This window comes from Nocardia sp. NPDC059240, assembly GCF_042753865.1.
Taxonomy (GTDB): Bacteria; Actinomycetota; Actinomycetes; order Mycobacteriales; family Mycobacteriaceae; genus Nocardia.
Map to the genome: position 1 here is coordinate 193,001 of NZ_JBHZAC010000003.1, position 25,904 is coordinate 218,904.

Below are 25,904 nucleotides of genomic sequence, written 5' to 3' on the forward strand. Positions count from 1 at the left end.
GCGGGGAACTTTCCTGATGTCGGGTCCGTTGAACGGAACGAGACACCACCGACCAGGAGGCAAGTCATGACAAGCCCCGCCACCACTGACGTGCGCATCAGCGAACAAGACCTCGACGCCGCAAGCCCTGCCGCCGACCTGGTACGCGTGTACCTGAACGGGATCGGTAAGACGGCGCTGCTGACGGCGGCAGACGAGGTCGAGCTCGCCAAGCGCATCGAGGCGGGCCTCTACGCACAGCACCTGCTGGAGACGAGCAAACGACTGTCCGCCGCGAAGAAGAAGGATCTCGCGATCCTGGTTCGCGAGGGTCAGGCCGCTCGCCAGCACCTGCTGGAAGCCAACCTCCGCCTCGTGGTCTCCCTCGCCAAGCGCTACACCGGTCGCGGCATGCCGCTGCTGGACCTGATCCAGGAGGGCAACCTGGGTCTGATCCGCGCGATGGAGAAGTTCGACTACACCAAGGGCTTCAAGTTCTCGACCTACGCCACCTGGTGGATTCGCCAGGCGATCACCCGCGGCATGGCCGATCAGTCCCGCACCATTCGCCTCCCCGTCCATCTGGTCGAGCAGGTGAACAAGCTGGCCCGCATCAAGCGCGAACTGCACCAGCAGCTCGGTCGCGAGGCCACCGATGCGGAACTGTCCAACGAGTCCGGCATTCCGGTCGACAAGATCGCCGATCTGCTCGACCACAGCCGCGACCCGGTATCCCTGGACATGCCGGTCGGCAATGACGAGGAAGCCCCGCTGGGCGACTTCATCGAGGACTCCGAGGCCACCTCCGCCGAGTCCGCGGTCATCGCCGGACTGCTGCACCGCGATGTGCGCACCGTCCTGGCCACCCTCGACGAGCGGGAGCAGCAGGTCATCCGCCTGCGCTACGGCCTCGACGACGGCCAGCCGCGCACCCTCGACCAGATCGGCAAGCTCTTCGGCCTCTCGCGCGAGCGGGTCCGCCAGATCGAGCGCGAGGTCATGTCCAAGCTGCGCAAGGGCGAGCGCGCCGACCGCCTGCGCGCCTACGCGAGCTAGTTCGCACCCGGGTGGAGCCGGAAACCCCCTGCACGGCTCCACCCCCACTCGTCGGGCCATCTTCGAGGCGCTGGCCCGATCCACGCCGACCGACTCCGCCCGAACGTCCCCCTCCGGGTTCGCGAGTCGGTCGGCGTCTTCGTGCGCGGATGATCTTCGTGCGCTATCCGATAGCTGCTGACGGCAGTTCGCGTTGAATGTCCGACTTCGCACCTGCTTCGAACTCACCGACACGCGGTAACGAGTCAGGTTGCGGGCCAGTCGCTCCCGAGAGTGGGAGTCTGGCGCCTGTGACCGATTCGCTGACGATGATTGCCATCGACACCCTGTCGACGCTGGTGAACTCCTACGCCGGCGAGATCACCGGCGAATCGCTACCACCGGTCAGCTGGATGTGGGACTGCCGCGCGCGCCTCGACTCGACGGGCACCGACGCCGAATTCTGCGGCACCGTCCACCCGGATCTCGCCGCCGCCGAATCCAATACGCAGCTCATGACTTGGGCCCGCGCCCTCCAACTCACCGATGCCACCGAGGCCCGCGACGCCTCCGCAGGCCGCCGAGTCTTCACCGGCCACCTCGGCGAATCCCGCGTCCGCCTCACGGCCTTCATCGAATCCGTCTACCCCGCAAGCGAAACCCAACCCCTCATCGCCCTCATGTGACCGCTCGCCCGGACGAGCTACTGCGCCAACGGGGTCGGATCGATCGGCCCAGGCTCCAACGTGCGGCTGGGATCGGCGGCGGGCACTCCCAGGCCCGCGAGCAGGCGCAGGCCATCCTCGGCGGGGCTGCCGGGCGGTGCGGACAAGACGACCAGTTCCAGGCCGGAATCGTCAGGGAGCGCGAAGTTTTCCTGGTGCAGTTCGAGCAGGCCGACCAGCGGGTGGCGGTAGGCCTTGCGGCCGTGGGTGCGGGCGCGGACGTCGGCACGCGCCCACAGGCGACGGAAACGGTCACTGCCCATGGACAATTCGCCGATCAGCGAGGCCAGGCGGGGGTCGTCGGGGTATTTTCCGGCGGCCAGGCGGAGGTGGCCGACCACGTCGAGGGTGCAGGATTCCCAGCCCTCGTAGAGGCCGCGGTCGGATTCCTCCAGGAAGATGTGACGCGCGGTGTTCAGGCCCGCGGCGGGGCGGCCGTAGAGCAGGTCGGCGAGTTCGTTTCCGGCGAGCACGTCGAGACGGTGATCCATGATCAGGGCGGGTGCGCCGACCACCAGGTCCAGGACCCGCAACAGTTCCGGGCGGATCCGGCCGCCGGGGGTTTTCGTGCGGCGGCGACGCTGGCGGGCGAGCCGGTAGAGGTGGCCGCGTTCGGTGTCATCGAGGCCGAGGACGCGGGCCAGCGCGTCGAGCACCTGCTCGGAAGGCTGTGTCGCGCGACCTTGTTCGAGGCGCACGTAATAGTCGACGCTGACGCCCGACAGGTGAGCGACCTCTTCGCGACGCAACCCAGCAACCCGGCGGTAGCGGTCGACGGGGATGCCGACAGCGGCCGGGTCCACCCGGGAACGCCGGGTGCGCAGGAAGCCCGCGAGATCGTCCATGCCCCCAGTCTGCCGGGGACGCGACCGACGAGGGTGGCCCTGCGATTACCAGGAACGCCGATCCGACGGAAACAGCGCCCCTGAACGCCGGCCGCCGCGCCGCCCAGGATCGAAAGCAACCGATCCGAAGGAGTTCCCATGAAGACGCTGATCGTCTACGCCCACCCCGAACCGCGGTCGCTCAACGGCTCGCTCAAGGACCTCGCGGTCTCCACTCTGGAGACCGCCGGACATGAAGTGCGGGTGAGCGATCTGTACGCGATGGGCTGGAAGGCGACCGTGGACGCCGCGGACTACGGTCCCGACGCCTCCAGTCCGCTGCGGGTCGGGCGGGACTCGGGCCGGGCCTTCGACGCCGGAACGCTGACCGCGGACGTGCGCGGCGAGCACGACAAACTGTTGTGGGCCGACACCGTCGTCTTCCAGTTCCCGCTGTGGTGGTACACGATGCCCGCGATCCTCAAAGGCTGGGTGGACCGGGTATTCACCTACAACTTCGCCTACGGCGTCGGCGAACACAACGACATCAAATACGGCGAACGTTTCGGCGAAGGCACCCTCGCGGGCCGTCGCGCCCTGCTGTCGGTGACCGTCGGCGGACCCGAATCGCATTACGCCGCACGCGGAATCAACGGGCCCATCGAGGATCTGCTGTTCCCGATCCAGCACGGCATCCTCTATTACCCGGGCATCGAGGTGCTGCCGCCGTTCGTGCTCTACCGCACCGACCGGATGACCGCCGAGGACTTCCCCGACGTCGCCAAGGCCTGGGAGCAACGCCTGCTCACCCTGGACTCGACCGAGCCGATCGCGTTCCGGCGGCAGAACTTCGGCGACTACGAGATCCCGTCACTGCAGCTGAAGGACGGGCTCGAGCCCGTGGGCCGCAAGGGATTCGGACTCCACATGCGCGGATGACCACATCCGGATCAGGATTCGAACGGCCTGGTGATGGACTGGCAAGGGGTCGGCGCGGGTACCCGGCCCTTGAAGAAGCGGTCCGGTGTCACGCCCATCAGCGAGCGGAAGTCCGCGGTCATGTGCGATTGGTCGTAGTAGCCCGAATCGGTGGCCAGGTGTGACCAGGGCGTGTTCCCGGCGGCGGCCAGCACCTGACGGACGCGGGTGATCCGCGCATAGTGCTTGGGCGACACGCCGATTCCCGCCGTGAACAGGTTGCGCAGCTGACGTTCGCTCACGGCGAGGGAGGTGGCGAGCTCACCGACGGGTGTGGTGGCATCCATCGCGGCGACCGCGTCGTTCACCAGCCGACGATGGTCGCGGCGGGTCGAGTCCTCGCGAAGGCGTTGCGGAAGTTCGGCTTCCAGGAAGGAGGCCACCTCCTCGGGGTCGAGCTCGAGGAGGTCGGCGGCGAGGTCGGCGATCGGTCCGGGCAGGTCCGAGAGTAGGGCGACGCGGTCGGTGAGGACGGCGGCCGGGAGCCCGAGCAGGGCTTGGGAAGCGCCGGGAGCCAGCCGAATTCGGGTGCAACCGGCCGGTTTGTTGGGGTTCGCGTACGTGGCGCGAGTGCGCGGGCCCAGCACCAACGCGTCACGGCGGCCGGATGCCTCGGTGCGCAGCACGATCGAGGTCACGGCCTGGGGAACATGGGTGAACGCCGTGGCCCTGGGCCGGACGGTGGGGATGTGTGCGATCTCGGTGATCCAGGGGCGCAGCGCGTCCGGCCGTGGCAGGAGGCGCTCGAAATCCTCGGCGGTCACGACCAGAGCCGCATCGTCTGGAGCCGAGGCGATCATGCCGCGAGTCGACGCGAACGGGGCCGGGATTTGCGCTGTGGTCACCACATCCACTCTAGGCAGTCGGGGCGGTCGCGGCTGTGCCGGTTTTTCCTATCGCCGCAGGCCGGTCGGTCGGCAGGCTCATAGCCATGATCGTTATCACCGGTGCCACGGGCACCATCGGAAGTGAAATCGTCCGGCAGCTCACCGAGCGCGGCGTGAAAGTGCGTGCGGTGACCAGGAATCCGGACGCGGCGCAACTCCCCGAGGGCGTGGAGGTGGTGCGGGGCGACTATCTCGACCCGGCGTCCATGGCCGCGGCCTTCGACGGTGCGCAAGCGGCGTTCCTGAACGGACAGGTCTCCATCGACGACACCGACACCGATACCGCGCTGATCGCCGCCGCGCGTGCCGCGGGCGTCCCCCGCCTGGTGAAGCTCTCGGCCATCGGCACCGGCGACCCCTTGCTGGGACCGTTCGCCACCTGGCACATGCCCGGGGAGAAGGCGATCAGCGAGAGCGGGGCGGCGTGGACGATCCTGCGTCCCAGCTCTTTCGCCTCGAACACACTGAGCTGGGTCGCGCCCATCAAGGCCGGTCAGCCGGTGCCCAATATGACCGCTACCGGCGTCCAGGGCGTCGTCGATCCGCGTGACATCGCCGCGGTGGCGGTCGCCGTGCTGCTGTCCGACGAGCACGCGGGCCGTATCTACACCCTCACCGGACCGCAGCCGGTGTCGGTGCCCGACCAGGCGGAGATCCTGGGCGCCGCCCTGGGCCGCCGGCTCGAGGTCGCCGACATACCGCTCGATCAGGTCAGTGCGGCGTTGATCGCGGCGGGCCGGACCGAGAAGTTCGCCGAGCGCGCGACAGCGGGCAACGCGTTCGTTCGGCGAGGCGGAAATTCCACCGTCACCCGCGATATCGAGCAGGTGACCGGCCGCGCAGCGCGCACTTATGCCGACTGGGTGCGCGACCATGTGGACGCCTTCACGGCTTGAGGATTGTGCCCCAGCCGTTTTCGAGCAGTTCGAATACACGCGTGAGGTCGCCCTCCGGATCGTCGCCGCGGCGGGCGACCTCGAGCGCGCCGAACACGAAGTGCGCCAACGCGATCACGGCCACATCGTCGGGCGAACGGCCGATGTCCGCGGCGATGGCCCCGGCCAGCGCACCCTCGTGGCGCTGCCACATCTTGCGGAAATAGCTGGCCAGCGTGGGGGTTCCGTCGATGAGGCGGCGGAATTGGGCCATCTCGCCGTTCTCCACGGGGCGTGGGAAGGCCAGGAAGGCCGTGCGCAGGCCCTCGAGCACCGTGGTCCCGGGCGCGCGATCGCGGACGGCGGCCACCACGGCCGCCTCGCGGTCGGAGTCCATGTCGAAGACCAGCGATTCCTTCCCCTCCGGGAAGTGCGCGAAGAGAGTGGGGACCGAGACGTCGGCGGCCTCGGCCACCTCCTTGACGCTGACCGCGTCGTAGCCGCGTTCCAGGAACAACCGCAGGGCCGCGTCGGCCAGGGCCTTGCGGGTCTGGACCTTCTTTCGTTCGCGCAGTCCGCTCATGAGAGACACCCTACCCACAGTAGCCTAAGTCATACAATTTTCTTACTGGTTGAATTTCTTTAGTCGTTATGGTTTTCTGAAGCCATGACTTCGATAACCACAGCTCAGGCACCGCGCAACGTGCGCTGGATCCTGTTGGGCGTGATGCTGGCGATGCTGCTGGGCATGCTCGACAACATGATCGTCGGCACCGCCATGCCGACGATCGTGCGCGAACTCGGCGGCCTCGACCGGCTGTCCTGGGTCGTCTCCGCGTACACCCTGGCCACCGCCGCCTCCACCCCGATCTGGGCCAAACTCGGCGACCTGTTCGGTCGCAAACCCAACTTCCTGGCCTCGATCGCGATCTTCCTGCTCGGCTCCGGACTGTCCGGGGCGGCACAGAACATGGATCAGCTCATCGGCTTCCGCGTGCTGCAGGGCATCGGTGCGGGCGGGCTGGCCGCCGGCGCGTTCGCCATCATCGGCGAACTCGTCCCACCCCGTGAACGCGCCAAGTACATGGGCATGACCGCTTCGGTCATGGCACTGGCCACCATCGGAGGCCCACTGGTCGGCGGCTTCGTCACCGATCACGCCGGCTGGCGCTGGGCGTTCTACCTGAACCTGCCACTGGGCTTGATCGCGCTGGCGTGGTGCCAGCTCACGCTGCACCTGACGGCCCGGCGACCCAATGCGAAGATCGACTATCTCGGCGCGGCACTGCTGACCGTCACCATCTCCGCCATCGTGCTCGTCGCGACCTGGGGCGGCGCCCAATACGCTTGGAACTCACCGCAGGTGCTCACCGTCATCGCGGTGGCCGTGCTCGGACTGCCCGCTTTCCTGTGGTCGCAGACCCGCGCACCCGAGCCGATCATTCCGCTGAGCCTGTTCGGCAACCGCAACTTCGTGCTCACCTCGGTGCTGTCGGTGGTGGTGGGCGTGGCCATGTTCGGCGCGGTCAGCTTCCTGCCGTTGTTCCAGCAGACCGTGCAGGGCGCATCGGCCTCGAACTCCGGGCTGTTGCTGCTGCCGATGATGGTGCCGATCATCGTGGTCTCGCAGATCGCGGGAAAGGTGATGAGCAAGACCGGCAAGTACAAGATGTTCCCGGTCGTGGGCGGTGCGCTGCTCACCGCGGGCAGCATCGCGCTGGCCACCATGGGCACCGACACCAGCCGGTTCACCGCGGGCCTCTACATGGCGATGCTCGGCGCGGGCCTGGGATTCCTCATGCAGATGACCGTGCTGATCGCGCAGAACAGCGTGCAGATGAAGGACATCGGCGCGGCATCCGGTGTGTCGACCCTGTTCCGGACGCTGGGTGGTTCGTTCGGCGTGGCCCTGTTCGGTGCGCTGTTCAACCGGCAGGCCACCGGGCACGAACACCTGGCCGGGGTGGCTGCCGGGATCGACAGCATCTTCACCTGGTCGGCGGTGCTGTGCGCGGTCGGGCTGATCGCCGCGCTGTTCATCGTGGAAGTGCCACTGCGGCAAGCCGGGCCGCCCGCGGCGGCTCCGGCGCCCGCGAAAGAGCCGGTACCGCAGCCCTAATCGCCCCGATATCCCGGACCGGGCTGTGCCGCTTCCGCTAACGCCTTGAGGCGATACACGGAGCGGTACAGCCCGTCGAGTGCGAGATTGTCGCGGGGCCGACCGATCGGGCCCGACAAACGCAAGAGCTTCAGAAGTGGTGCGCCATGCGACCATTCGCGATATTCGGTCACGAGCGTGCCACCCTCGGCGGGTTCGAGCCGGTAGCCCCACCGGGTGCCGATGAGGTGCACCCGGAATTCGAAGTGACGGTCCGAATCCACGATCGTCACCTCACAGGGCGTGGCCCACGGCACCGGCCCGATGCGATTGAACCCGACGAACCAGGCTCCCACGGTCGGCCCGGTGACCCGGCTCAACCATTGCGCCCCAACGTTTTCCGGACTCCATCGCCCCATCTGGGTGACATCGGAAACCAGCGCCCAGAGCGCCTCGGGCGGTGCCGCGACGAACAGGGAGAGCTCGTCACGAATTCCAGTGTCGGTCTTCGTGTGCACGAGTTCGGCGGGACGTCGCGTCAGACGGGACAACATGGGGACCACCTCGTTCGACAGGCTGTCTCAGACGATAAACCCGCCGGATGGTCCGGTCAATCGGTCGGGGCGCGTTCAGAAGCCGAGGCTGCCGGTACCGAAGCTGCCGCCACCCTTACAGCCGGAGATATCCGGAACGGGAGCGGGAGCCCCGGCCGGAGCGGGTGCGACGGTGACGGTCTGGGAACCCAGCTGGTTCGGGCCCTGCTGCACCGTCAGGGTGTGCGCGCCCGCGGTGACGGGCGTCCAGTAGTTGTTGAGGTGGTTCAGCTCCCCCGGGTACGCCGAGGCGAAGCAGGTCCCGTTGTCCCTGAAGGTCACCAGATCCCACGGCAGGTCGAACAACGGCGAGGCCGAGACCGATGCCCCGACGGTCGTCCGCACGCCCACCACCAAACCGCCGGGCGGCGTGGCGATCTCGATGGGCGTGGCCGCGGACGCCGTCGCGGCGGTCAGCCCGATCACGGCGGCCACCGCCATCGAACCCGATGCGCCCCAACCGATTCGACGACACACAGCGATACCTGCACTCATATGAAACTCCTGTTCGCAAACCCTTGCCAGGGTTGACGAACACTAACGTTCACAGAGTGTGAAATGTATAGATTCCACTTATCCGGCTGCCCCAGGTTTCCGGGGCAGCCGAATCGGTTGCGGCTAGCCGGAGTTGCGCAGGGCCGTCGCCAGACCGTTCATGGTCAACAGGATGCCGCGCTCCACGAGCTCGGAGGTATCGCCCGCACGGCGGCGGCGCAGCAGGTCGACCTGGAGTTGGTTGAGCGGCTCCAGGTACGGGAAGCGGTTGTGGATGGACTCGGCCAGGGCCGGGTTGTCGGCGAGGAGTTCCTCGGTGCCGGTGATGGCCGCGTGCATGCGGACGGTGCGCGAATATTCTTCGCAGATCATGCCGAAGACCTTGTCGCGCAAGGCTTTGTCCGGCACCAGGTCCGCGTAGCTGGCGGCGATGTCCATATCCGCCTTGGCCATCACCTGCGCCAGGTTCGACAACACCGTCTGGAAGAACGGCCAGCGGCGGTAGAGGTCCGACAGGGTCGCCAGCCGGGCCGGGTCGTCACCGATCCACTGCTCGAAAGCCGTTCCGGTGCCGTACCACCCGGGCAGCATCACCCTGGATTGGCTCCACGCCATCACCCAGGGAATGGCGCGCAGGTCGTAGACGGAATTGGTGGGCTTGCGCGAGGCGGGTCGGCTGCCGAGGTTCAGGTCCGCGACCTCGGCGATGGGGGTCGAGGCCCGGAAGTAGTCGACGAAGCCGGGTGTCTCGTGCACCAGCCGCGCATACGCCGCACGCGCGGATTCGGCCAGCTCGTCGAGGATTTCGTAGGCCGGTTCGGCATCCGCGCCCAGGCCCTCCACATCCAGCAGCGTGGATTCCAGCGTGCCCGCGACCAGCGCCTCCAGATTGCGGAACGCGGTCCCGGAGTCCGCGTACTTGGTGGAGATGACCTCGCCCTGTTCGGTCAGGCGCAGCGCACCGCGCACCGCACCGGCGGGCTGGGCGAGGATGGCGTCGTAACTGCGGCCGCCACCACGGCCCACCGTGCCACCGCGACCGTGGAACAGGCGCAGGCGAATTCCGGTCTTGCGGGCCACGTCCACCAGGTTCAGCTCGGCGCGATACAGCGCCCAGTTGGCGGCCAGGTAGCCGCCGTCTTTGTTGGAGTCGGAATAGCCGAGCATGACTTCCTGCCGCATCCCGCGCGCTGCCACCAGGCGCTGGTAGGCGGGCACTTCCAGCGCGGCCGAAAGGATTTCGGCACCGCTGCGGAGATCGTCGATGGTCTCGAACAGCGGCACCACCCCGGCCGGGCTGGACGGCGGGGTGTTCGCGTCGCCCGGATCCAGGATGCCCGCCTCCTTCAACAGCAGGGCGGCCTCGAGCATGTCGCTGACCGAGGTGCACATGCTGATGATGTAGTTGGGCACGGTATCCGGGCCCAGATCATCCAGCGCAACCTTGGCGGCGCGGACCACCGCGAGCTCCTTGGCGGCCAGCTCGCTGAGCTGGGCGCTGGGACCGACGAGCGGACGGCGAGTGGTCAGTTCGGCCGACAGCAGCTCCACCCGGGCGGCCTCGTCGAGCGAGGCATAGTCGGAATGCACTCCGGCCCAGGCGAACAGCTCCGCCACCACCTGTTCGTGGGTTTCGGAATTCTGGCGCATGTCCAGGCCCTGCAGATGGAAACCGAAGGTCTCCACCGCCGCTCGCAGCGCGGCCAGGCCCTCATCGGCCAGCAGTCCGTCGCCGGAGGCGCGCATGGAGGCGTCGACCACCGTCAGATCGGCCAGCAGCTCGCCGGGACCAGCGTACGGCTGCGCGTCGACATCGATACCGTCGGCGGGGATCTCCCCCAGCGACCGCCGCGCCGTGGCGCTGAGCCGGGCCCGAATGCCGCGAATCGCACGCCGATACGGTTCGTCCGCACGCTGCGGCGAATCGTCGTATCCCGCATCGGCAATGGCCGCGAGCTCCGGCGTCACCGGCACCAGCCGCGCCGACTGCGACAGTGTCTTCTCCAACTCCACCAGCGCCCGCAGGTAGCGCTCGAAGGCCACCGCGCCCGCGCGGTGCGTGGCGCGGTGCACCACCTCGGCGGTCACGAACGGATTGCCGTCCCGGTCACCGCCGATCCACGAACCGGGCCGCAGGATCGGCCGCGACAGCAGCTCATGGTCCGGGTAACGCGAACGCAACGCGGCTCGTACCTGATCGTTGATGCGCGGAATGACATCGAAGAGCGTCAGGTCGTAGTAGCGCAGCCCGACCTCGATCTCGTCCTGAATCCGCAAGCGCGCCAAGCGGATCAGCGCCGCCCGCCACAGCTGCAGGACCTGCCGCCGGATATCGACCTCGAGCTCGGCGAACTCCGGCTCGTATTTGTTGTAGCGCGCCCGCTGCCGCATCAACTCGGTGATGTGGCCCTGCACGTCGAAGATGGTCCGCCGCCGGGTCTCGGTGGGGTGCGCGGTGATGACCGGAGACACCAGGGCATCCGACAGCAGATCGGCCACCACGTCCCCGTCGGGTCCGGCGGCATCGAGCTTGCGATAGGTGGCGGCGAGGCTGGAGTCCTGGGGCGGCTCCCCCGCGGCCAGGTGCACCGCGCGCCGGCGATCGCGCTGCAGATCCTCGGACAGATTGGCCAGCAGCAGGAAGTGGCTGAAGGCGCGAATGATCGGGATGGCGGTGCGGATGTCGACATCGCGCAGGATGTCGGCCACCGCGCTGCGCTCCACTTCGGAGCGGCGGATCTTGAATGCCTCCACCCGGACCCGCTCGATCAGGTCGAAGATCTCCGCGCCCTCGTGGTCGCGAATGGTGTCGCCGAGGATCCCGCCGAGGAACCGGATGTCGTCGCGCAGTGGCGCGGTGGCTGTCTCGATCTGGTTTACCTGCACTACGTTCACCTCTCCGAAGCAGTGGCTTCTTCTGTCCGGCCGCTTGTGGCGGCCGCTCAACCCATTCGGCGCGGACCGATATCGAACCTGTTGGGTTCCGGTCCGATCCGCACCCGCCCGTACAGCACGGCCGCGCCCTCCGGCGAGGCCAGCACCGGTTCGCACTGCAGCTCCCGCACCTCTGGGAGGTCGTCGCAGAGCGCCGAGATCCGTTGCGCCAGTTCGGCCAGCGCGCCCTTGTCGACCGGCTTGCCGATATCGCGGCCGCCGACCGTGCCCGACAGCAGCGGGGCGGCGCGGGGCGCGTCGATGAGCTCGGCCGATTCCGCCTCGGTCAGCGGTAGCGCCCGGTATACGCGGTCGCCCAGCAGGTCGATGATGGTGCCCGACAGGCCGAAACTGATGACCGAGCCGAACGACGGGTCGTCCTGCACCCGGAACATACAGCCCACACCCTTGGTGGCCATGCGCTGAATGTGGACCGGATTGCCGGAGATCTCGGTCAGATCGATGAAGGCGCGACGCACCTCGTCACCGCGCCACAGATCCAGCCGGACACCGGTGAGATCCGGCCGGTTGCGCCACATTTCGCCGGTCGCCTTGGCCGCCACCGGGAAACCCAGCTCCTCGGCGGCCGCCAGCGCCGCGTCGGCGTCGCGGACCTCACGGAACTCCACCACGTGAATCCCGTAGCAGCCCAGCAGTTCCGCCGCCTGCAAGTCGGTGAGCCAGTGTGCGGTGTCGTCGGACATCCACTCGGCCACCAGTTCCCGCGCCCGTACAGTGTCGACACCGTCGGGGCGCACGATCGGCGACAGCGGCCGGGTGCGCCAGTCGGCGTAGCGGCGCACCCGCGCCAGCGCTCGCGCCGCCCGCTCCGGATCCCCGTAGGAGGGAATCGAACCGCGCTCGAGAATGCCGCCGAGGCCGCGGGTGGCGAGCAGATTGGACATGCCCTGATCGGCGACGAAGGTGGTGAGCACCGGTGTGGCCGGATCGGATTGGGCGCCGGAGCGGATGGCCTCGGCGAAGGACGCGACGGCCGCGGGCACCGGCGGCGAGTAGATGACGATGACCGCGTCCACGGTGGCATCGCTGACCGCCGCGGCCACCGCGGTCAGGTAGTCGGCCGGACCGGCCTGCGGGCCCAGATCGATCGGCTCCCCGGCCTCGAGGCCCTCACCGCGGGCCGCGTCGACCGCCAGCCAGCTGAGCGCGGAGCTGTTGCCGATCACCGCCAGGCGCGGCCCGGCCGGCAGCGGCTGATAGGCCAGGAGCATGGCGCAGTCGAAAAGCTCGGTGATGGAATCGACCTGGATGATTCCGGCCTGCGCGAACAGATTGCGCACCAGTGAACGGTCCAGGTCCCGATCCCGGTCGACCTGTGCGACATTGCGGCCGCTGTTCACGGCCACAATGGGTTTGGTGTGCGCCACCCGGCGCGCGATGCGGGAGAACTTGCGCGGATTGCCGAAGGTCTCCAGATACAGCAGCACCACATCGGTGTCGGGGTCGCTGTCCCAGTACTGCAGCAGGTCGTTGCCGGACACGTCGGCACGGTTACCGGCCGAGACGAAGGTGGACAGCCCGAGCTGCCGCGCCGCCGCCTCCCCCAGGATGGCCGCGCCCAAAGGGCCGGACTGGCAGAAGAATCCGATCCGCCCGCGCCCGGGCAGCACCGGGGCGAGCGTGGCATTGAGCCCGATCGCCGGATCGGTATTGGCGATGCCGAGCGCGCTCGGGCCGACCACCCGCATGCCGTGTGCGCGGGCCGAGTCGACCAGATCGCGTTCGGCCTGGTAGCCGTGCGGCCCGGTCTCGGAGAACCCGGCGGTCAGCACCACCAGACCCTTGACGCCCTTGGCCATACAGTCGTCGAGCACCGACCCGATCTCGGTGGCGGGCACCGCGATCACCGCCAGATCGACCTCGTCGGGGATATCGCGCACCGTCGGATAGGCGCGTACCCCGCGCACCGCGGTGCGACGCCGGTTCACCGGGAACACCGGTCCCTGGTAGGCCCCCGACAGCAGGTTGGCCAGCACCACGCCACCCACCCGGCTGGTCGAGGGCGTGGCCCCGATCACCGCGATCGACTTGGGCGACAACAGATTCCCGACACTGCGCGCCTCCGAGGCGCGTTCGCGCGAATCCCGCACCGACAGCAGCGCTTCGGTGGGGTCGATGGCGAACTCCAGGTGCAGCACCGAGCCGTCGCGGCTGCGCTGCACCTGGTAGCCGGCGTCGCGGAAGACCTGCACCATGGCGTTGTTCTCGGCCAGCACCTCGGCGACGAAGGTCTCGATATCGTTCTCGGCCGCCGCGCCCGCCAGATGCTCGAGCAGGATCGAGCCCAGTCCACGGCCCTGATGTTCGTCGGCCACCACGAACGCCACCTCGGCCGAGCGCGGCCCGGGCCGGTCGGCCAGGAACTCGTAGCGGCCGACACCGATGATGGCCTCGCCCAGCTCGATCACCAGCCCGACCCGATCCCGATAGTCCACGTGCGTGGTCCGATACAGGTCCTTGGGCGTCATGCGCGGGTACGGCCCGAAGTAGCGCAGATACCGGCTGCGATCCGACAGCGCCTCGTGGAAGCGCTCCAACTCCGGCGCGTCCGCGGGCGTGATCGGGCGCAGCCGGACCACGCCGCCGTCGGAGGCCAGCACATCGGCGAACCACTGTTCCGGTGGCGGCGGCGGATTCACCGGCGTGCCCGGGGTGTCCGGCGGCAGCGGCGGAGCGGGGACGGCGGGGTCAGTCACGGGGATCCTCCGGATCCAGGCCGAGCAGGCCGAAACTCGCCCGGCGCGTTGCCAATACGGATGTGTCCAGGGCCCGGCGGGCGCGATCCACGCGCTCGTCGCCGGTATCGCGGCCGCCGCCGGGGCCGTCCCAGCGGGCGAAGGCGAGATCCGCGCCGTCACCCATGGTCTCGGGCGCGGCCACGGTGGGCGCGTACTGCCCGACCTGCTCCCGCCATTGCGCCGGGGTCGGGGTGGCCGGGTCGATGTCGCGGTCGAGTGCCGTGGCCAGCAGATGTGTCCAGGCGCGCGGCACCACTCGGATCAGTCCGTAGCCACCGCCGCCGACCGCGAGCCAGCGGCCCTCGGCATAGGTGTCGGCCAGCTCGCGCATGGCCTGAAAGGCCGCGCGCTGACCGTCGATGCTCAGATCGAGATCCGCGAGCGGATCCTCGCGGTGGGTATCGACACCGCATTGGCTGATGATGATCTGCGGCCGGAACGCCGCCACCGCGCCCGGCACCACGGCGTGGAAACCGCGCAGCCACAACGGGTCCCGGGTGCCGGGCATGATCGGCAGGTTGACGGCGGTGCCCTCGGCCGCGCCCGCGCCGGTCTCCTCCGGCCAGCCGGTGTTGGGCCACAGGGTGGCCGGATGCTGATGGATCGAGACGGTCAGCACGCGCGGGTCACCGTAGAACATGCGCTGCACACCGTCGCCGTGGTGCACGTCCACGTCGATATAGGCGATCCGGTCGAACCCGTTGTCCAGCAACCACGAAATGGCCACCGCTACATCGTTGTACACACAGAACCCCGCTGCCGAGGCCGGCATGGCGTGATGCATGCCACCACCGATGCTCACCGCCCGGCGGGTGCGCCCGGCCGCGATCTCCTGGGCCGCCGCCAGCGTGCCGCCGACGATCACCGACGCCGCCTCGTGCATATGCGGGAAGATCGGGTTATCGGCCGAGCCCAGACCGTACGGCGGGGCGGCCGGGAGCGGGCCCGGCGGTTGCTGCGCGTGCTTGACCGCCTCGACGTACTCGTGGGTGTGCACCCGCAACAGATCCGATTCGCCGGCCGCCTCGGGTGTGAGGCGTTCCACCCCGTCGAGCAGTCCGAGTCCCTCGGCGAGGGCCATGGTGAACCGCAGCCGAGCGGGTCGCATGGGATGTTCCGGCGTCCAGGAGTAGTCCAGGAACCGATCGGTCCAGACGACGGTTCCATCACCACGTGCGAGGCCAGGCATACCTGCCACGCTAGTGCGTCGGGCGAGTTCGTAGGCTTTGGAGGCTATCGACACCGCGAGGCTGTCGTACCGGCATGACAGGCTGTGCCCGAACAATGGATGCGAAGCCTTGTCATGCCGGAAACCCGCAGGGAACACGCTGCCCGTCCTGGGTGTTGACTCTGCGTTCGCAAAATAAGCTGACGCCCGGTGATGCCGCCGTGCATGGGTAGAATTCGTGCCGACGAAGGGGTTTAACAGGTGAAGGATCTGGTCGACACCACGGAGATGTACCTCCGTACCATTTACGACCTCGAGGAGGAGGGTGTCACGCCGCTGCGCGCCCGCATCGCGGAGCGCCTCGAGCAGAGCGGTCCGACGGTGAGCCAGACGGTCGCGCGGATGGAGCGCGACGGCCTGCTGACCGTCGCCGGTGATCGCCACCTCGAACTGACCGACAAGGGCCGCGCGATGGCCGTGGCCGTGATGCGCAAGCACCGGTTGGCCGAGCGGTTGCTGGTCGACATCATCGGGCTCGCGTGGGAAGACGTGCACGCCGAGGCGTGCCGCTGGGAGCACGTGATGAGCGAGGAGGTGGAGCGCCGCCTGGTCGAGGTGCTCAACCACCCCACCACCTCCCCCTACGGCAATCCCATTCCGGGCCTGGACGAACTGGGCGTCAAGCCCGGCGCCGGCGGTGACGAGAAGCTGGTCCGGCTCAGCGATCTGCCGACCGGGCAGGCGCAGGCCGTCGTGGTGCGGCGGCTCTCCGAGCACATCCAGACCGATCCGGAGACGATCAATCAGCTCCGCGAGGCGGGCGTGGTGCCGGATGCCCGCGTCACCGTCGAGACCAAGCCGGGTGCGGTCATCATCTCGGTGCCTGGTCATGAGGGATTCGAACTGTCCGATGAGATGGCGCACGCCGTCCAGGTGAAGTTGGTCTGACACGTGAAGCTTCTGGTTACCGGAGGCGCGGGCTACGTCGGTGGCGTCTGCGCGCAGGTTCTGCTCGAAGACGGCCACGAGGTGGTCGTCGTCGATGACCTCTCCACCGGCAATGCCGACGGCGTCCCGGCCGGCGCGAAATTCGTCGAGGGCGATATCGCGACGGCGGGCGTCGAGCTCATCGCGGCCGAATCCTTCGACGGGGTGCTGCATTTCGCGGCCCAGTCGCTGGTCGGCGAGTCGGTGGTCGCGCCGGAGAAGTACTGGCACGGCAATGTGGTGAAGACCCTCGCGCTGCTCGAGGCGATGCGCGCCGCGGGCACCCCGCGACTGGTGTTCTCCTCCACCGCGGCCGTGTACGGCGAGCCCGAGCAGGTGCCCATCGTCGAGGACGCTGCCAAGCTGCCGACCAACCCGTACGGGGCGTCGAAGCTCTCGATCGACTACGCCATCACCTCGTATGCGGCCGCGCACGGGCTGGCGGCGACCAGCCTGCGGTACTTCAACGTGGCCGGCGCGTACGCCGGGCTCGGCGAGAACCGTGTGGTGGAAACCCATCTCATCCCCCTGGTGTTGCAGACCGCGCTGGGTCAGCGCGAGTCCATCTCGGTGTTCGGCACCGACTACCCGACGCCGGACGGCACCGCGGTACGGGACTACATCCACATCCGTGATCTGGCGCAGGCGCATCTGCAGGCGCTGGCGCAGTCGCAGCCGGGTGTGCACCGCATCTTCAATCTGGGCAGTGGCACCGGTTTCTCGGTGCGCGAGGTCATCTCCGCGTGTGAGCGGGTGACCGGGCTGCCGATCAACCAGGCCGACGCGACGCGCCGCGCCGGTGATCCGGCCGTACTGGTGGCGTCGAGCGCCAAGGCCATCGCCGAGCTCGGCTGGCAGCCGGAGCACACCGATCTCGACGAGATCGTCTCCGACGCCTGGGATTTCCTGCGTTCGCTGGGCGACCGCGCGCACTCCGCGCGCCGCTGATCACTGCTCACGAGTCCGGTCCGAGGTCGACGCCGAGTGCGGCGGCGGCCTCGCGGCCGGACTCGGCGAGCTCACCCAGGCGCTCCGGCCGCATCCCGGTGCGCAGTCCGCACTCCAGCAGATTCGCCATCCGATGGTGTGGGTCCGCGCTCAGCGCGGCGTCCAGTGCCACTCCCGCGAGCGGTCCGTCCCCGCGCACGTACGCGCAAAAGCCGAGCAGCGCGGCCGCTTCGGCGCGATCGGGATCCGGGAGCGACCGGGCCAGCTGCAACCACAGTGCTTCGGCCCCGTCCGCATGGGGTCCGCTGACGAGCGCGAACATCATGTCGCGCAGCACCTTGTCGCACAGCGCCACCGACACATCGGCGACCTGACCCGGCGTGAGCCGGGCACCGGCCTCGACGAGCTCCAGATACCGCAGCACCCGGCACATCTCGTGCCGCAGTTCGAGCGCCGAATCACCGTGCTCGAGCAGGCGGGCCGACCGGCGGGCCGCGGCCGCGACCGCAATGGGTATGGCCGCGGCGGTCGCCTCCCGCATGACCGGATCGACGGCGAGCACCTCGGTCAGCTCGCGGCGCGACCCGCGCAACGGCCGCCCCTCCAGCACATGCCGCAGCGTCACCAGCGACGTCGCCGGATCGGGTTGCACCCCATGTGAACCCGCCTCCGACAAGCTCCACCAGGGCAGCTCCGCGCCGATCGCCCGCACCGCCCACGCCCCGGTGAGCGGCACCTCCACGGCGTCCAGGCGATGTTCCAGTGCCGCAACGAGATCGCGATGCTTGCGCCCGCGCACTCCCCGATGCTTGAGGTCCGGAGGCGTAGCCCGGTCGTCGACAATGAGCGCCAATGCCGCCGTAGCCCGATGTCGTGCACAGACATTCGCGACCTCATCGACCAGCACCCCGGTCGCCGCCCGGCCCGGATTATCCAGATCCATCCGCGTCACCACCTCCACGGACGCGACCCGCGGCGTCTGCGGATCCACGCCCAGCACGGTCACCACCAGCGACCGCTCCGGCATGAATCCGAGCATCGCCGGAACCGCCGCGATCAGGTCACCGGGCGCGCGCAGCCGGTCGGCCGCGTCATCGAGCTCGCCGGGGTCAGGGGGTGGGGTGGGCTCGAAGGGTGGGGTGGGTTCGATGGGCGTTGTCATGCCGTCGAGCGTGCGCCGGGGCACGAACCCGGCTCGGGCGGCGACCTCGGGATTTGCTGCGGCTGTGGATGTTCGGAGCAAGATCCACTGAAGCGGTGGGTTAGTCGGCGCGCCCCCGGAAGGCAAGCCCCGAATTGTCGGTGGGCGCTGCTACGGTGTCTCGCGGTGACGGCCCCCACAGATGAAATGGATTCATTTCATTTCGCCCGAATCGAGCGGTTCGCGCTGTTACAGTCCGGCTCGGCACTCGTCATTCGAAGTGCCGGAAGGAGTATCGCGTGCAATGAAGAGCACGACATTCACCGCCGCGGCGGCCGCGCTGACCGCGGTAGCCGTGCCCGCGCTGCTGGCCCCGACCGCCTCGGCCGACACCAACCAGGTCCGAGTCGACAATGTCTCCGACAGCCAGCAGTGCGCGCCCAACAAGCCGTGCTACGTGCGGGTTCGGGTGTCCGGCGACAATCGCCTCGACCAGGTCTCGATCTCGGTGAACGGCACCGTGGTCGGCTACGCCGTCCCGGTCCAGGACCAGTGGGATGCCAATTCCGCGACCGCGCAGGTCACCTGGGTGCCGACGGACTACGGCAACTACACCGTGAGCGCCGCACAGGACAGCTCGACCGCCTCGATCGGCTACGCCCTCAACGCCCCGCCCACCACGGGTGGCGGCGGCTCCTTCGGCGGCCTGCTGCCGACCGGTTCCGCCGGTTCGGCGGGCTGACCGGCGATCCCGGGCTGGGCAGAGCCCGGGTTCACCGGTCCGCCAGACCTATTCGTCGTCGGATCCGGCGAGGATCGCCAGGTAGTGCGGGTTGGTCATGATGCCCAGGACATTGCCGAACGGGTCCACCACCGACGCCGTGACGAATCCGGTCCCCTCGCCGCGTTCGATGATCGGCTCGTACACGGTGGCCCCGAGTTCGAGCAGCCGCGCGAAGGTGGCGGCGACGTCGTCGACGTGCCAGTTCACGATCTGACCGCCCGGCCGATCCGGATGGGCGGGCGCGAACTTCTTGTTGATGATGCCCAGCTCGGCCTGGTAGTCACCGATGCGGAACTCGTAGTACCCGCCCGGCACGGTGAAATACGGTGCCACACCGAGCAATTCGCTGTACCAGTCCTTGGCCGCCTCCAGATCGTCGGCGTAGTAGTTGACGGTCGCCATTCCGCGCAGCATCTCGTTCGTCTCCTTCATCAGGGGTGGTGATCGGTATGAATTCATCATCGCCCGCAAAGTGCTCACCGAATGAGCACTTTGCGGGAGAGAATTCCGGATATGCGCGCGGATCGATTGGTGGCCACCCTGTTGTTCATGCAGACCCGGGGCCGGGTGACCGCGGCCGCGGTCGCGGCCGAACTCGAGGTGTCGGTGGCGACGGCACGCCGCGATCTGGAAGCCCTGTCGGCGGCCGGAATTCCGGTCTATCCACAACCGGGACGCGGTGGCGGCTGGGCGCTGGTCGGCGGCGCGCGCACGGATCTGAGCGGGCTCAATGCCGACGAGGCCCAGGCGCTGTTCCTGCTGCTCGGACCGGTGGCCACCGCCACCCCGGCCACCAAGTCGGCGTTGCGGAAGCTGTTGCGCGCCTTGCCGCAGACCTTCCGCACCGAGGCCGAGGCGGCAGCGGGTGCGGTCGTGGTGGATCCGGCACGCTGGGGCGAAGCCGAGGAGAAGGCACCCGCGCGGGTGGCCGAACTGCAGCGAGCGGTGGTGCGCCGCCGCCGGATCCGGCTCGACTACGACCGTGCCGGGCAGCGCACCTCGCGTCTGGTCGATCCCTGGGGTCTGGTCGACAAGGACGGCACCTGGTACCTGGTGGCCGGAACCGAGGACGGGCAGCGCACCTTCCGGGTCGATCGGATCGCGGCGGTCGCGCCCACCGACGAGATCGCGCACCGGCCCGAGGATTTCGACCTGTCGACGGCCTGGTCGGAGGTGGTGGAGGAGGTGGAACGCCACCGCGCCACGCTCTCGGCGACCGTGCTGATCCCGGCGGCGCTCGCGCCGGTGCTGAGTCACCAGCAAGGGCGGCACTGCGTTCTGGACGGTCCGGCCACCGACGGCCGGGTGCGGGCCCGGATCACCGCGCCGACGCCGCTCATGATCGCCCAGCAGTTGGCCGGCTGGGGCGCGACCGTCGAGGTGCTGGAACCGGAGTCGGTGCGCACCGAACTCGCCCGGCTCGGCACGGAGTTGGTGCGACGCTACGGGATTACCGGACGGTAACCGCTGCCCAGTCATGCGATATCCGAATCATGCTGCAGCACTGGCGATTTCATGTAAAACGAGAGTCTTTCACTGTTACAGTCCGCCCGGCGCGACCCCCTTCAACGCGCCGAGAGGATCTCCGATGAGAAACCAGTACTACCGGGAACTTCGCCGGCCGGCCGTCGGCGCGGGGGCGTTCGCCGCGCTCGCCGTGCTGGCGGGCCCGATGCTGGCCGGTCCCGCCGCGGCCTCCGTGGCCGGTGTCAGTGTCGCCGGCCTCACCAGCGACAAGCCCTGCTCGGTCGCCAACGGCTGCGTCATCCAGGCCGAACTCAGCGGCACCGATCAGTTGAGCCCGGTCGATTTCCTGGTGAACGGCACGGTCATCGGCACGCTCACCCCGACCTCCTTCGGAAACGGCGCGGCCGCGAATCTGCCCTGGCACCCGGACGCCGACGGCACCTACAACGTCGGTGTGCGCCAGGGCTTGGCCAATGCGTCCACCGTCTACGTGGTCGGCAAGGGCGGCACCTGTCCGCCGCTCTCGTCGCTGTTCCCCGGCTCGTCCAGCGGCGGCTCGTCGAACAGCGGCTCGGCGGGAAGCGGTTCCGCGGGTAGTGGTTCCGCAGGAAGCGGTTCCGCGGGCAGTGGTTCGGCCAGCGGTTCGGGCAACGGTTCTTCCTCTGGTTCGAATACCCCGCTGCCGGTCTGCTGATAGGGCCCGGGAGCCGAGAATTTGGGCAGGGGTCGGCTCCCCTCCCCCGGGTTCAGCCCTTGCGGACCTTGCGCAGTGCGGTGGTGAACAGGGTGTCGAGGCCCTCACTGTCGGAGGTGGACCCGGATGTCATGTAGGTCACGCTGATTCGCACATCGCCGATCTGGCCGATCAGGCTCGAAAGCTTGCGGGTCAGCCCGGTCTGGCCGGTCTCGCTGCCGATGGTGCGGGTGAGCGCGAGCGTGTCGTCGGCATTGGCGGGCGGCGCCGGATCCGACGTGGTGGTCACCACCGTGGTCACCCCGGAATGCCCGAGCCGCACGGTCCCGCACTGCCGCAACTGATCTCGCAGCGCCGACAGCGGCTTGTCGGAGCGGGTGAGCACCACGGTGAGTGTCGCGGGCGCGCTGTCATCGCTGCCGACCGCGACTGCAGGTCCTGCGGTCGGGGTCACGGGTACGCAGCCGCTCGGATCCACCTGCGCCCCCGGCAGATAGCCGTTCATATCGTCGGCCGCCTGTCTGGCGGTGTCTGCGGGCAACGCCATCGCGGTGTAGCGCGACGGGAATTGCGAAGGGTCCGGCAGCAGTTTGGCCAGTCCGCCGTCGGCACTCGCCAAGGGTGTGACCGGATTGCGCGCGGCGATCGGATGACCCGACACGGAATCGGAACATCCGGCTAGCAGACCTCCCACCAACAGGAACCCCACGGCCGGTACGGACCTGCGAGACAAGCTGCGCGTAGGAATTCGGTGGGACACGGTCACGCTGTCCACTATGCCGAAAATCGGCTGTTCACACCGATTGCCACGCCGCTCGGCGGCAAAGCGCGGGCGGGTCGGGAATGCGTGTCCCGCTTCGGCGTGTTGCACCCCGGGTGCGGGTGGTGCACACCTGTCATGCCCATGAGGGACAATGAGAGTTGGTCGCGCAAGTGGGCCACGCAGGAAGGAGCAAGCGATGGACTACGAGTCGCGAATGTACGAGCTGGAATTCCCGGCTCCGCAGTTGTCGTCCGACGACGGCTCGGGTCCGGTTCTGGTGCACGGCCTCGAGGGCTTCACCGATGCCGGACATGCGGTGCGCCTGGCCACCACGCATCTGAAGGAAAGCCTGGAGCACGAACTGGTCGCCTCGTTCGATATGGACGAGCTGCTCGACTACCGCTCGCGGCGTCCCCTCATGACCTTCAAGACCGATCACTTCTCCGACTACACCGAGCCGGAACTGAGCCTGTGGGCGCTCAAGGACACCGCCGGTACGCCGTTCCTGCTGCTGGCCGGGCTCGAACCCGACCTGCGCTGGGAGAAGTTCGTGACCGCGGTGCGGCTGCTGTCCGAGCAGCTGGGCGTGCGCCGCACCATCGGACTCTCCGCGATTCCCATGGCGATTCCGCACACCCGCCCCCTCGGCGTCACCGCCCACGCCTCGGACTCCGATCTGATCGGTGACCATCAGCGCTGGCCGGGTGAGCTGCAGGTGCCGGGCAGCGCGTCCTCGCTGCTGGAATACCGGATGGCCCAGCACGGGCACGAGTCAGTCGGCTTCTCGGTGCACGTGCCGCACTACCTGACCCAGACCGCCTACCCCGAGGCCGCGCAGACCCTGCTGGAGAACGTGGCCGAGAACGCGGGCCTCGAGCTGCCGCTGGCCGCGCTCACCGACGCCGCCGCGCGGGTGCGCGAACAGGTCAACGAGCAGATCGCGGGCAACTCCGAGGTCGAGACCGTGGTGCAGGCGCTGGAACGCCAGTACGACAGCTTCGTCACCGCCCAAGAACGCCAGTCCAGTTTGCTGGCCAGCGAGACCGATCTGCCCACCGGCGACGAGCTGGGCGCGGAGTTCGAACGCTTCCTGGCCGAGCAATCCGGGTTCACCGAGGGGCAGGCCGGCTTCACCGAAGGCGACGGGCCGGAGAACCCGCCGCTGCGGTAGAGGTCGTTAGCGGGTTTCGCGGCAACGCCCGGTAACGTGGGGCGACGTGCAGCTGTCCGAATTGGTTCCCGACCGTGCCGTATCCGACGTGGACCCGGATTGGTTGTACGAGACCTTCGCCGACTGGGCGAGTTCGCAGGGCCTGAACCTGTACCCGGCGCAGGAAGAGGCGCTGCTGGAACTGGTGACCGGGTCCAACGTCATCCTCAATACCCCGACCGGGTCCGGTAAGTCGCTGGTCGCGCTCGGCGCGCACTTCGCGGCGCTGAACAAGGGTGAGCGCAGCTACTACACCGCACCGATCAAGGCGTTGGTGAGCGAGAAGTTCTTCGCGCTGTGCGAGGTCTTCGGTGCCGACCGGGTCGGCATGGTGACCGGCGACGCGGCCGTGAACCCGGACGCGCCGATCATCTGCGCGACCGCGGAGATCCTGGCCAATCTGGCGCTGCGCGAAGGCGCCGCGGCGAAGGTCGGCCAGGTCATCATGGACGAGTTCCACTATTACGCGGACCCGGATCGCGGGTGGGCGTGGCAGGTGCCGCTGATCGAACTGCCCGGGGCGCAGTTCCTGCTCATGTCGGCCACGCTCGGCGAGGTCGACTTCTTCGCCGAGGATCTGACCCGGCGCACCGGTCGCGAGACGGCCGTCGTGTCCGGCTCGGAACGACCCGTGCCGCTGAGCTTCTCGTATGTCCGCACCCCCATCACGGAGACGCTCGAGGATCTGGTGACCACCAGCCTCGCGCCGGTGTACGTCGTGCACTTCACGCAGGCCGCCGCCATGGAACGGGCGCAGGCGCTGATGAGCGTGAACATGTCGTCCAAGGCCGAGAAGGAGGCCATCGCCACGGCCATCGGCGAATTCCGTTTCGCCACCGGCTTCGGCAAGACGCTGTCGCGGTTCATCCGTCACGGCATCGGCGTGCACCACGCGGGCATGCTGCCCAAGTACCGGCGACTGGTGGAGAAGCTCGCGCAGGACGGACTGCTGAAGGTGGTGTGCGGCACCGACACTCTCGGCGTCGGCATCAATGTGCCGATCCGCACCGTGCTGCTGACCGGGCTCACCAAATACGACGGTGTGCGCACGCGGCGGCTCAATGCCCGTGAGTTCCACCAGATTTCGGGGCGGGCCGGGCGCGCGGGCTACGACACCCTCGGCACCGTCGTGGTGCAGGCTCCCGAGCACGAGGTGGAGAACGCGCGGCTGATCGCCCGGGCCGGTGACGATCCCAAGAAACTCAAGAAGGTCGTGAAGCGCAAGCCGCCCGAGGGTTTCGTGTCCTGGTCGGAGGACACCTTCGACCGGCTGGTGGGTGCCTCGCCCGAGCCGATGATGTCGCGGTTCAACGTGACCAACTCGATGCTGCTGAATGTGATCGCGCGCAAGGGCAATTGCTTCTATGCCATGCGGCATCTGCTCGAGGAGAATCACGAGCCGCGCGCGGCGCAGCGCAAGCACATCCTCAAGGCGATCCGCTTGTATCGCGCGCTGCGGGACGCGGGTGTGGTGCAGCAGCTCGACGAACCCGACCAGTACGGCCGCCACGCCCGGCTGATGGTCGATCTGCAGCGGGATTTCGCGCTGGATCAACCGCTCTCGCCGTTCGCGCTGGCGGCATTCGAACTGCTGGACAAGGAGTCGCTGACCTACACCCTCGATGTGATCTCGCTCATAGAGTCCACTTTGGAGGATCCGCGGCAGCTGCTCATGGCGCAGCAGCACAAGGCGCGCGGCGAGGCGGTCGCGGAGATGAAGGCCGACGGCATCGAATACGAGGAGCGAATGGAGCTCCTGGAAGAGGTCACCTGGCCCAAGCCGCTGGCCGCCGAGCTGATCGAGCCCGCGTTCGAGACCTACAAGGCCGGGCATCCCTGGGTGTCGGAGTTCGAGCCCTCCCCCAAATCGGTGGTGCGCGAAATGGTCGAAAGGTCCATGACGTTCGCCGAACTGGTCTCCGGTTACGAGCTGGCCCGGTCCGAGGGCGTGGTGCTGCGCTACCTGGCCGACGCCTACCGGGCGCTGCGGCGCACGGTGCCCGAGCAGGCCCGCACCGAGGAGCTCGACGACATCACCGAGTGGCTCGGCGAGCTCATCCGGCAGGTCGATTCCAGCCTGCTCGACGAGTGGGAGCAGCTCACCAATCCCGGCGCGGAAGCCGATGACCAGCAGGTTGCCTTCGGAGCCGAGACCGTGCGGCCGATTTCCGCCAACGAGCGCTCGTTCCGAGTGCTGGTGCGCAACGCCATGTTCCGGCGCGTGGACCTGGTCGCAGCGCACCGCTGGGAGGCGCTCGCCGAACTCGGCGACGAGCTGGACTGGGAGGCCGAGACGGGCCCCTATTTCGACGAGTACGCCACGATCGGGACCGGTCCGAATGCTCGGGGCCCGAAGCTCTTCCAGGTGGAACAGCGGCCCGGCTTCTGGCATGTCCGCCAGGTGCTCGACGATCCGAACGGGGACCACGGCTGGTCCATCGACGGCGTGGTCGACCTGTCCGAGTCGGATGCCGCGGGTGAAGTGGTGTTCGACGAGGTGTCGGTCCGCGCGGGCTGAGCGCCCGTCGTCAAGAACCGATTCACAGTCTGTTAAGGACTC

23 protein-coding genes are annotated in these 25,904 nt (G+C 68.4%); 12 read left to right on the top strand and 11 right to left on the bottom strand.

Translation table 11 applies throughout. The features are described 5' to 3' along the window. Positions 1 to 66 precede the first annotated feature (66 nt). Together ACFXHA_RS11170 and ACFXHA_RS11175 are read left to right on the top strand one after the other, a co-directional pair. Positions 67 to 1,035: a sigma-70 family RNA polymerase sigma factor gene (locus ACFXHA_RS11170; RefSeq protein WP_379355426.1), complete on the top strand. Its 969-nt coding sequence runs from the start codon at positions 67 to 69 to the stop codon at positions 1,033 to 1,035. 290 nt (positions 1,036 to 1,325) lie between these two features. Beyond that, entirely contained in the window at positions 1,326 to 1,700 is a 375-nt protein-coding gene (locus ACFXHA_RS11175) for a hypothetical protein (RefSeq protein ID WP_379355428.1), read from the top strand. Between the two features lie 17 nt (positions 1,701 to 1,717). Here ACFXHA_RS11175 and ACFXHA_RS11180 read toward each other — a convergent pair whose 3' ends face one another. Next, complete coding sequence (locus tag ACFXHA_RS11180; protein WP_379355430.1) at positions 1,718 to 2,584, bottom strand: helix-turn-helix transcriptional regulator; 867 nt, start codon at positions 2,582 to 2,584, stop codon at positions 1,718 to 1,720. A 138-nt stretch (positions 2,585 to 2,722) separates the two neighbouring features. On the opposite strand from ACFXHA_RS11180, the gene ACFXHA_RS11185 reads away from it, so the two are divergent. Then, positions 2,723 to 3,502: an NAD(P)H-dependent oxidoreductase gene (locus ACFXHA_RS11185; protein ID WP_379355432.1), complete on the top strand. Its 780-nt coding sequence runs from the start codon at positions 2,723 to 2,725 to the stop codon at positions 3,500 to 3,502. Between the two features lie 11 nt (positions 3,503 to 3,513). Here the strand turns inward: ACFXHA_RS11185 and ACFXHA_RS11190 are convergent, their stop codons facing one another. After that, positions 3,514 to 4,386, bottom strand: coding sequence for a helix-turn-helix domain-containing protein (locus tag ACFXHA_RS11190; protein ID WP_379355434.1), 873 nt, complete (start codon positions 4,384 to 4,386; stop codon positions 3,514 to 3,516). An 86-nt stretch (positions 4,387 to 4,472) separates the two neighbouring features. On the opposite strand from ACFXHA_RS11190, the gene ACFXHA_RS11195 reads away from it, so the two are divergent. Continuing rightward, entirely contained in the window at positions 4,473 to 5,324 is an 852-nt protein-coding gene (locus ACFXHA_RS11195) for an SDR family NAD(P)-dependent oxidoreductase (RefSeq protein WP_379355436.1), read from the top strand. On the opposite strand, the gene ACFXHA_RS11200 is transcribed toward ACFXHA_RS11195, so the two are convergent. Then, complete coding sequence (locus ACFXHA_RS11200) at positions 5,314 to 5,886, bottom strand: TetR/AcrR family transcriptional regulator (protein ID WP_379355438.1); 573 nt, start codon at positions 5,884 to 5,886, stop codon at positions 5,314 to 5,316. The genes ACFXHA_RS11195 and ACFXHA_RS11200 overlap by 11 nt on opposite strands. Before the next feature lie 84 nt (positions 5,887 to 5,970). Between ACFXHA_RS11200 and ACFXHA_RS11205 the strand changes: the two genes are divergently transcribed. After that, positions 5,971 to 7,422 (top strand): MDR family MFS transporter, encoded by a 1,452-nt coding sequence (locus tag ACFXHA_RS11205; protein ID WP_379355440.1) that lies wholly within the window; start codon positions 5,971 to 5,973, stop codon positions 7,420 to 7,422. Here ACFXHA_RS11205 and ACFXHA_RS11210 read toward each other — a convergent pair. The 5 genes from ACFXHA_RS11210 to ACFXHA_RS11230 form a co-directional block, all read right to left on the bottom strand. Next, entirely contained in the window at positions 7,419 to 7,955 is a 537-nt protein-coding gene (locus tag ACFXHA_RS11210) for an SRPBCC family protein (RefSeq protein WP_379355442.1), read from the bottom strand. The genes ACFXHA_RS11205 and ACFXHA_RS11210 overlap by 4 nt on opposite strands. A gap of 75 nt (positions 7,956 to 8,030) precedes the next feature. Continuing rightward, positions 8,031 to 8,489 (bottom strand): hypothetical protein, encoded by a 459-nt coding sequence (locus ACFXHA_RS11215; protein WP_379355444.1) that lies wholly within the window; start codon positions 8,487 to 8,489, stop codon positions 8,031 to 8,033. A 123-nt stretch (positions 8,490 to 8,612) separates the two neighbouring features. Then, positions 8,613 to 11,384 carry a phosphoenolpyruvate carboxylase gene (gene ppc, locus ACFXHA_RS11220; protein ID WP_379355446.1) on the bottom strand — a complete coding sequence of 924 codons (2,772 nt, stop codon included), beginning with the start codon at positions 11,382 to 11,384 and terminating at the stop codon, positions 8,613 to 8,615. Between the two features lie 47 nt (positions 11,385 to 11,431). Then, the gene (locus ACFXHA_RS11225) at positions 11,432 to 14,083 is read right to left on the bottom strand and encodes a GNAT family N-acetyltransferase (RefSeq protein ID WP_379356621.1); all 2,652 of its coding nucleotides are present in this window, start codon (positions 14,081 to 14,083) and stop codon (positions 11,432 to 11,434) included. 49 nt (positions 14,084 to 14,132) lie between these two features. Further along, entirely contained in the window at positions 14,133 to 15,371 is a 1,239-nt protein-coding gene (locus tag ACFXHA_RS11230; protein ID WP_379355448.1) for an acetoin utilization protein AcuC, read from the bottom strand. A gap of 240 nt (positions 15,372 to 15,611) precedes the next feature. On the opposite strand from ACFXHA_RS11230, the gene ACFXHA_RS11235 reads away from it, so the two are divergent. Both ACFXHA_RS11235 and galE read left to right on the top strand, forming a co-directional pair. Continuing rightward, complete coding sequence (locus tag ACFXHA_RS11235) at positions 15,612 to 16,298, top strand: iron dependent repressor, metal binding and dimerization domain protein (protein WP_379355450.1); 687 nt, start codon at positions 15,612 to 15,614, stop codon at positions 16,296 to 16,298. Between the two features lie 3 nt (positions 16,299 to 16,301). Further along, the gene (gene galE / locus ACFXHA_RS11240; protein WP_379355452.1) at positions 16,302 to 17,285 is read left to right on the top strand and encodes a UDP-glucose 4-epimerase GalE; all 984 of its coding nucleotides are present in this window, start codon (positions 16,302 to 16,304) and stop codon (positions 17,283 to 17,285) included. A 7-nt stretch (positions 17,286 to 17,292) separates the two neighbouring features. On the opposite strand, the gene ACFXHA_RS11245 is transcribed toward galE, so the two are convergent. Continuing rightward, positions 17,293 to 18,447 (bottom strand): DUF4192 domain-containing protein, encoded by a 1,155-nt coding sequence (locus ACFXHA_RS11245; protein ID WP_379355454.1) that lies wholly within the window; start codon positions 18,445 to 18,447, stop codon positions 17,293 to 17,295. Between the two features lie 283 nt (positions 18,448 to 18,730). Here ACFXHA_RS11245 and ACFXHA_RS11250 point away from each other — a divergent pair, with 283 nt between their 5' ends. After that, positions 18,731 to 19,168: a hypothetical protein gene (locus ACFXHA_RS11250; protein ID WP_379355456.1), complete on the top strand. Its 438-nt coding sequence runs from the start codon at positions 18,731 to 18,733 to the stop codon at positions 19,166 to 19,168. A gap of 48 nt (positions 19,169 to 19,216) precedes the next feature. On the opposite strand, the gene ACFXHA_RS11255 is transcribed toward ACFXHA_RS11250, so the two are convergent. After that, a complete protein-coding gene (locus tag ACFXHA_RS11255; RefSeq protein WP_379356623.1) occupies positions 19,217 to 19,624 on the bottom strand; it encodes a VOC family protein in 408 nt (135 codons plus the stop codon). A 99-nt stretch (positions 19,625 to 19,723) separates the two neighbouring features. Here ACFXHA_RS11255 and ACFXHA_RS11260 point away from each other — a divergent pair, with 99 nt between their 5' ends. Beyond that, on the top strand, positions 19,724 to 20,674 hold the full coding sequence (locus ACFXHA_RS11260) for a helix-turn-helix transcriptional regulator (RefSeq protein WP_379356625.1): 951 nt from the start codon (positions 19,724 to 19,726) through the stop codon (positions 20,672 to 20,674). A 124-nt stretch (positions 20,675 to 20,798) separates the two neighbouring features. After that, positions 20,799 to 21,371 (top strand): hypothetical protein, encoded by a 573-nt coding sequence (locus ACFXHA_RS11265; RefSeq protein ID WP_379355458.1) that lies wholly within the window; start codon positions 20,799 to 20,801, stop codon positions 21,369 to 21,371. A gap of 52 nt (positions 21,372 to 21,423) precedes the next feature. Here the strand turns inward: ACFXHA_RS11265 and ACFXHA_RS11270 are convergent, their stop codons facing one another. Beyond that, positions 21,424 to 22,032 carry a sensor domain-containing protein gene (locus tag ACFXHA_RS11270; protein WP_379355460.1) on the bottom strand — a complete coding sequence of 203 codons (609 nt, stop codon included), beginning with the start codon at positions 22,030 to 22,032 and terminating at the stop codon, positions 21,424 to 21,426. 298 nt (positions 22,033 to 22,330) lie between these two features. On the opposite strand from ACFXHA_RS11270, the gene ACFXHA_RS11275 reads away from it, so the two are divergent. Continuing rightward, on the top strand, positions 22,331 to 23,305 hold the full coding sequence (locus ACFXHA_RS11275) for a proteasome assembly chaperone family protein (RefSeq protein ID WP_379355462.1): 975 nt from the start codon (positions 22,331 to 22,333) through the stop codon (positions 23,303 to 23,305). Positions 23,306 to 23,393: 88 nt separating this feature from the next. After that, positions 23,394 to 25,862 (top strand): DEAD/DEAH box helicase, encoded by a 2,469-nt coding sequence (locus tag ACFXHA_RS11280; protein WP_379356627.1) that lies wholly within the window; start codon positions 23,394 to 23,396, stop codon positions 25,860 to 25,862. Positions 25,863 to 25,904 lie beyond the last annotated feature (42 nt).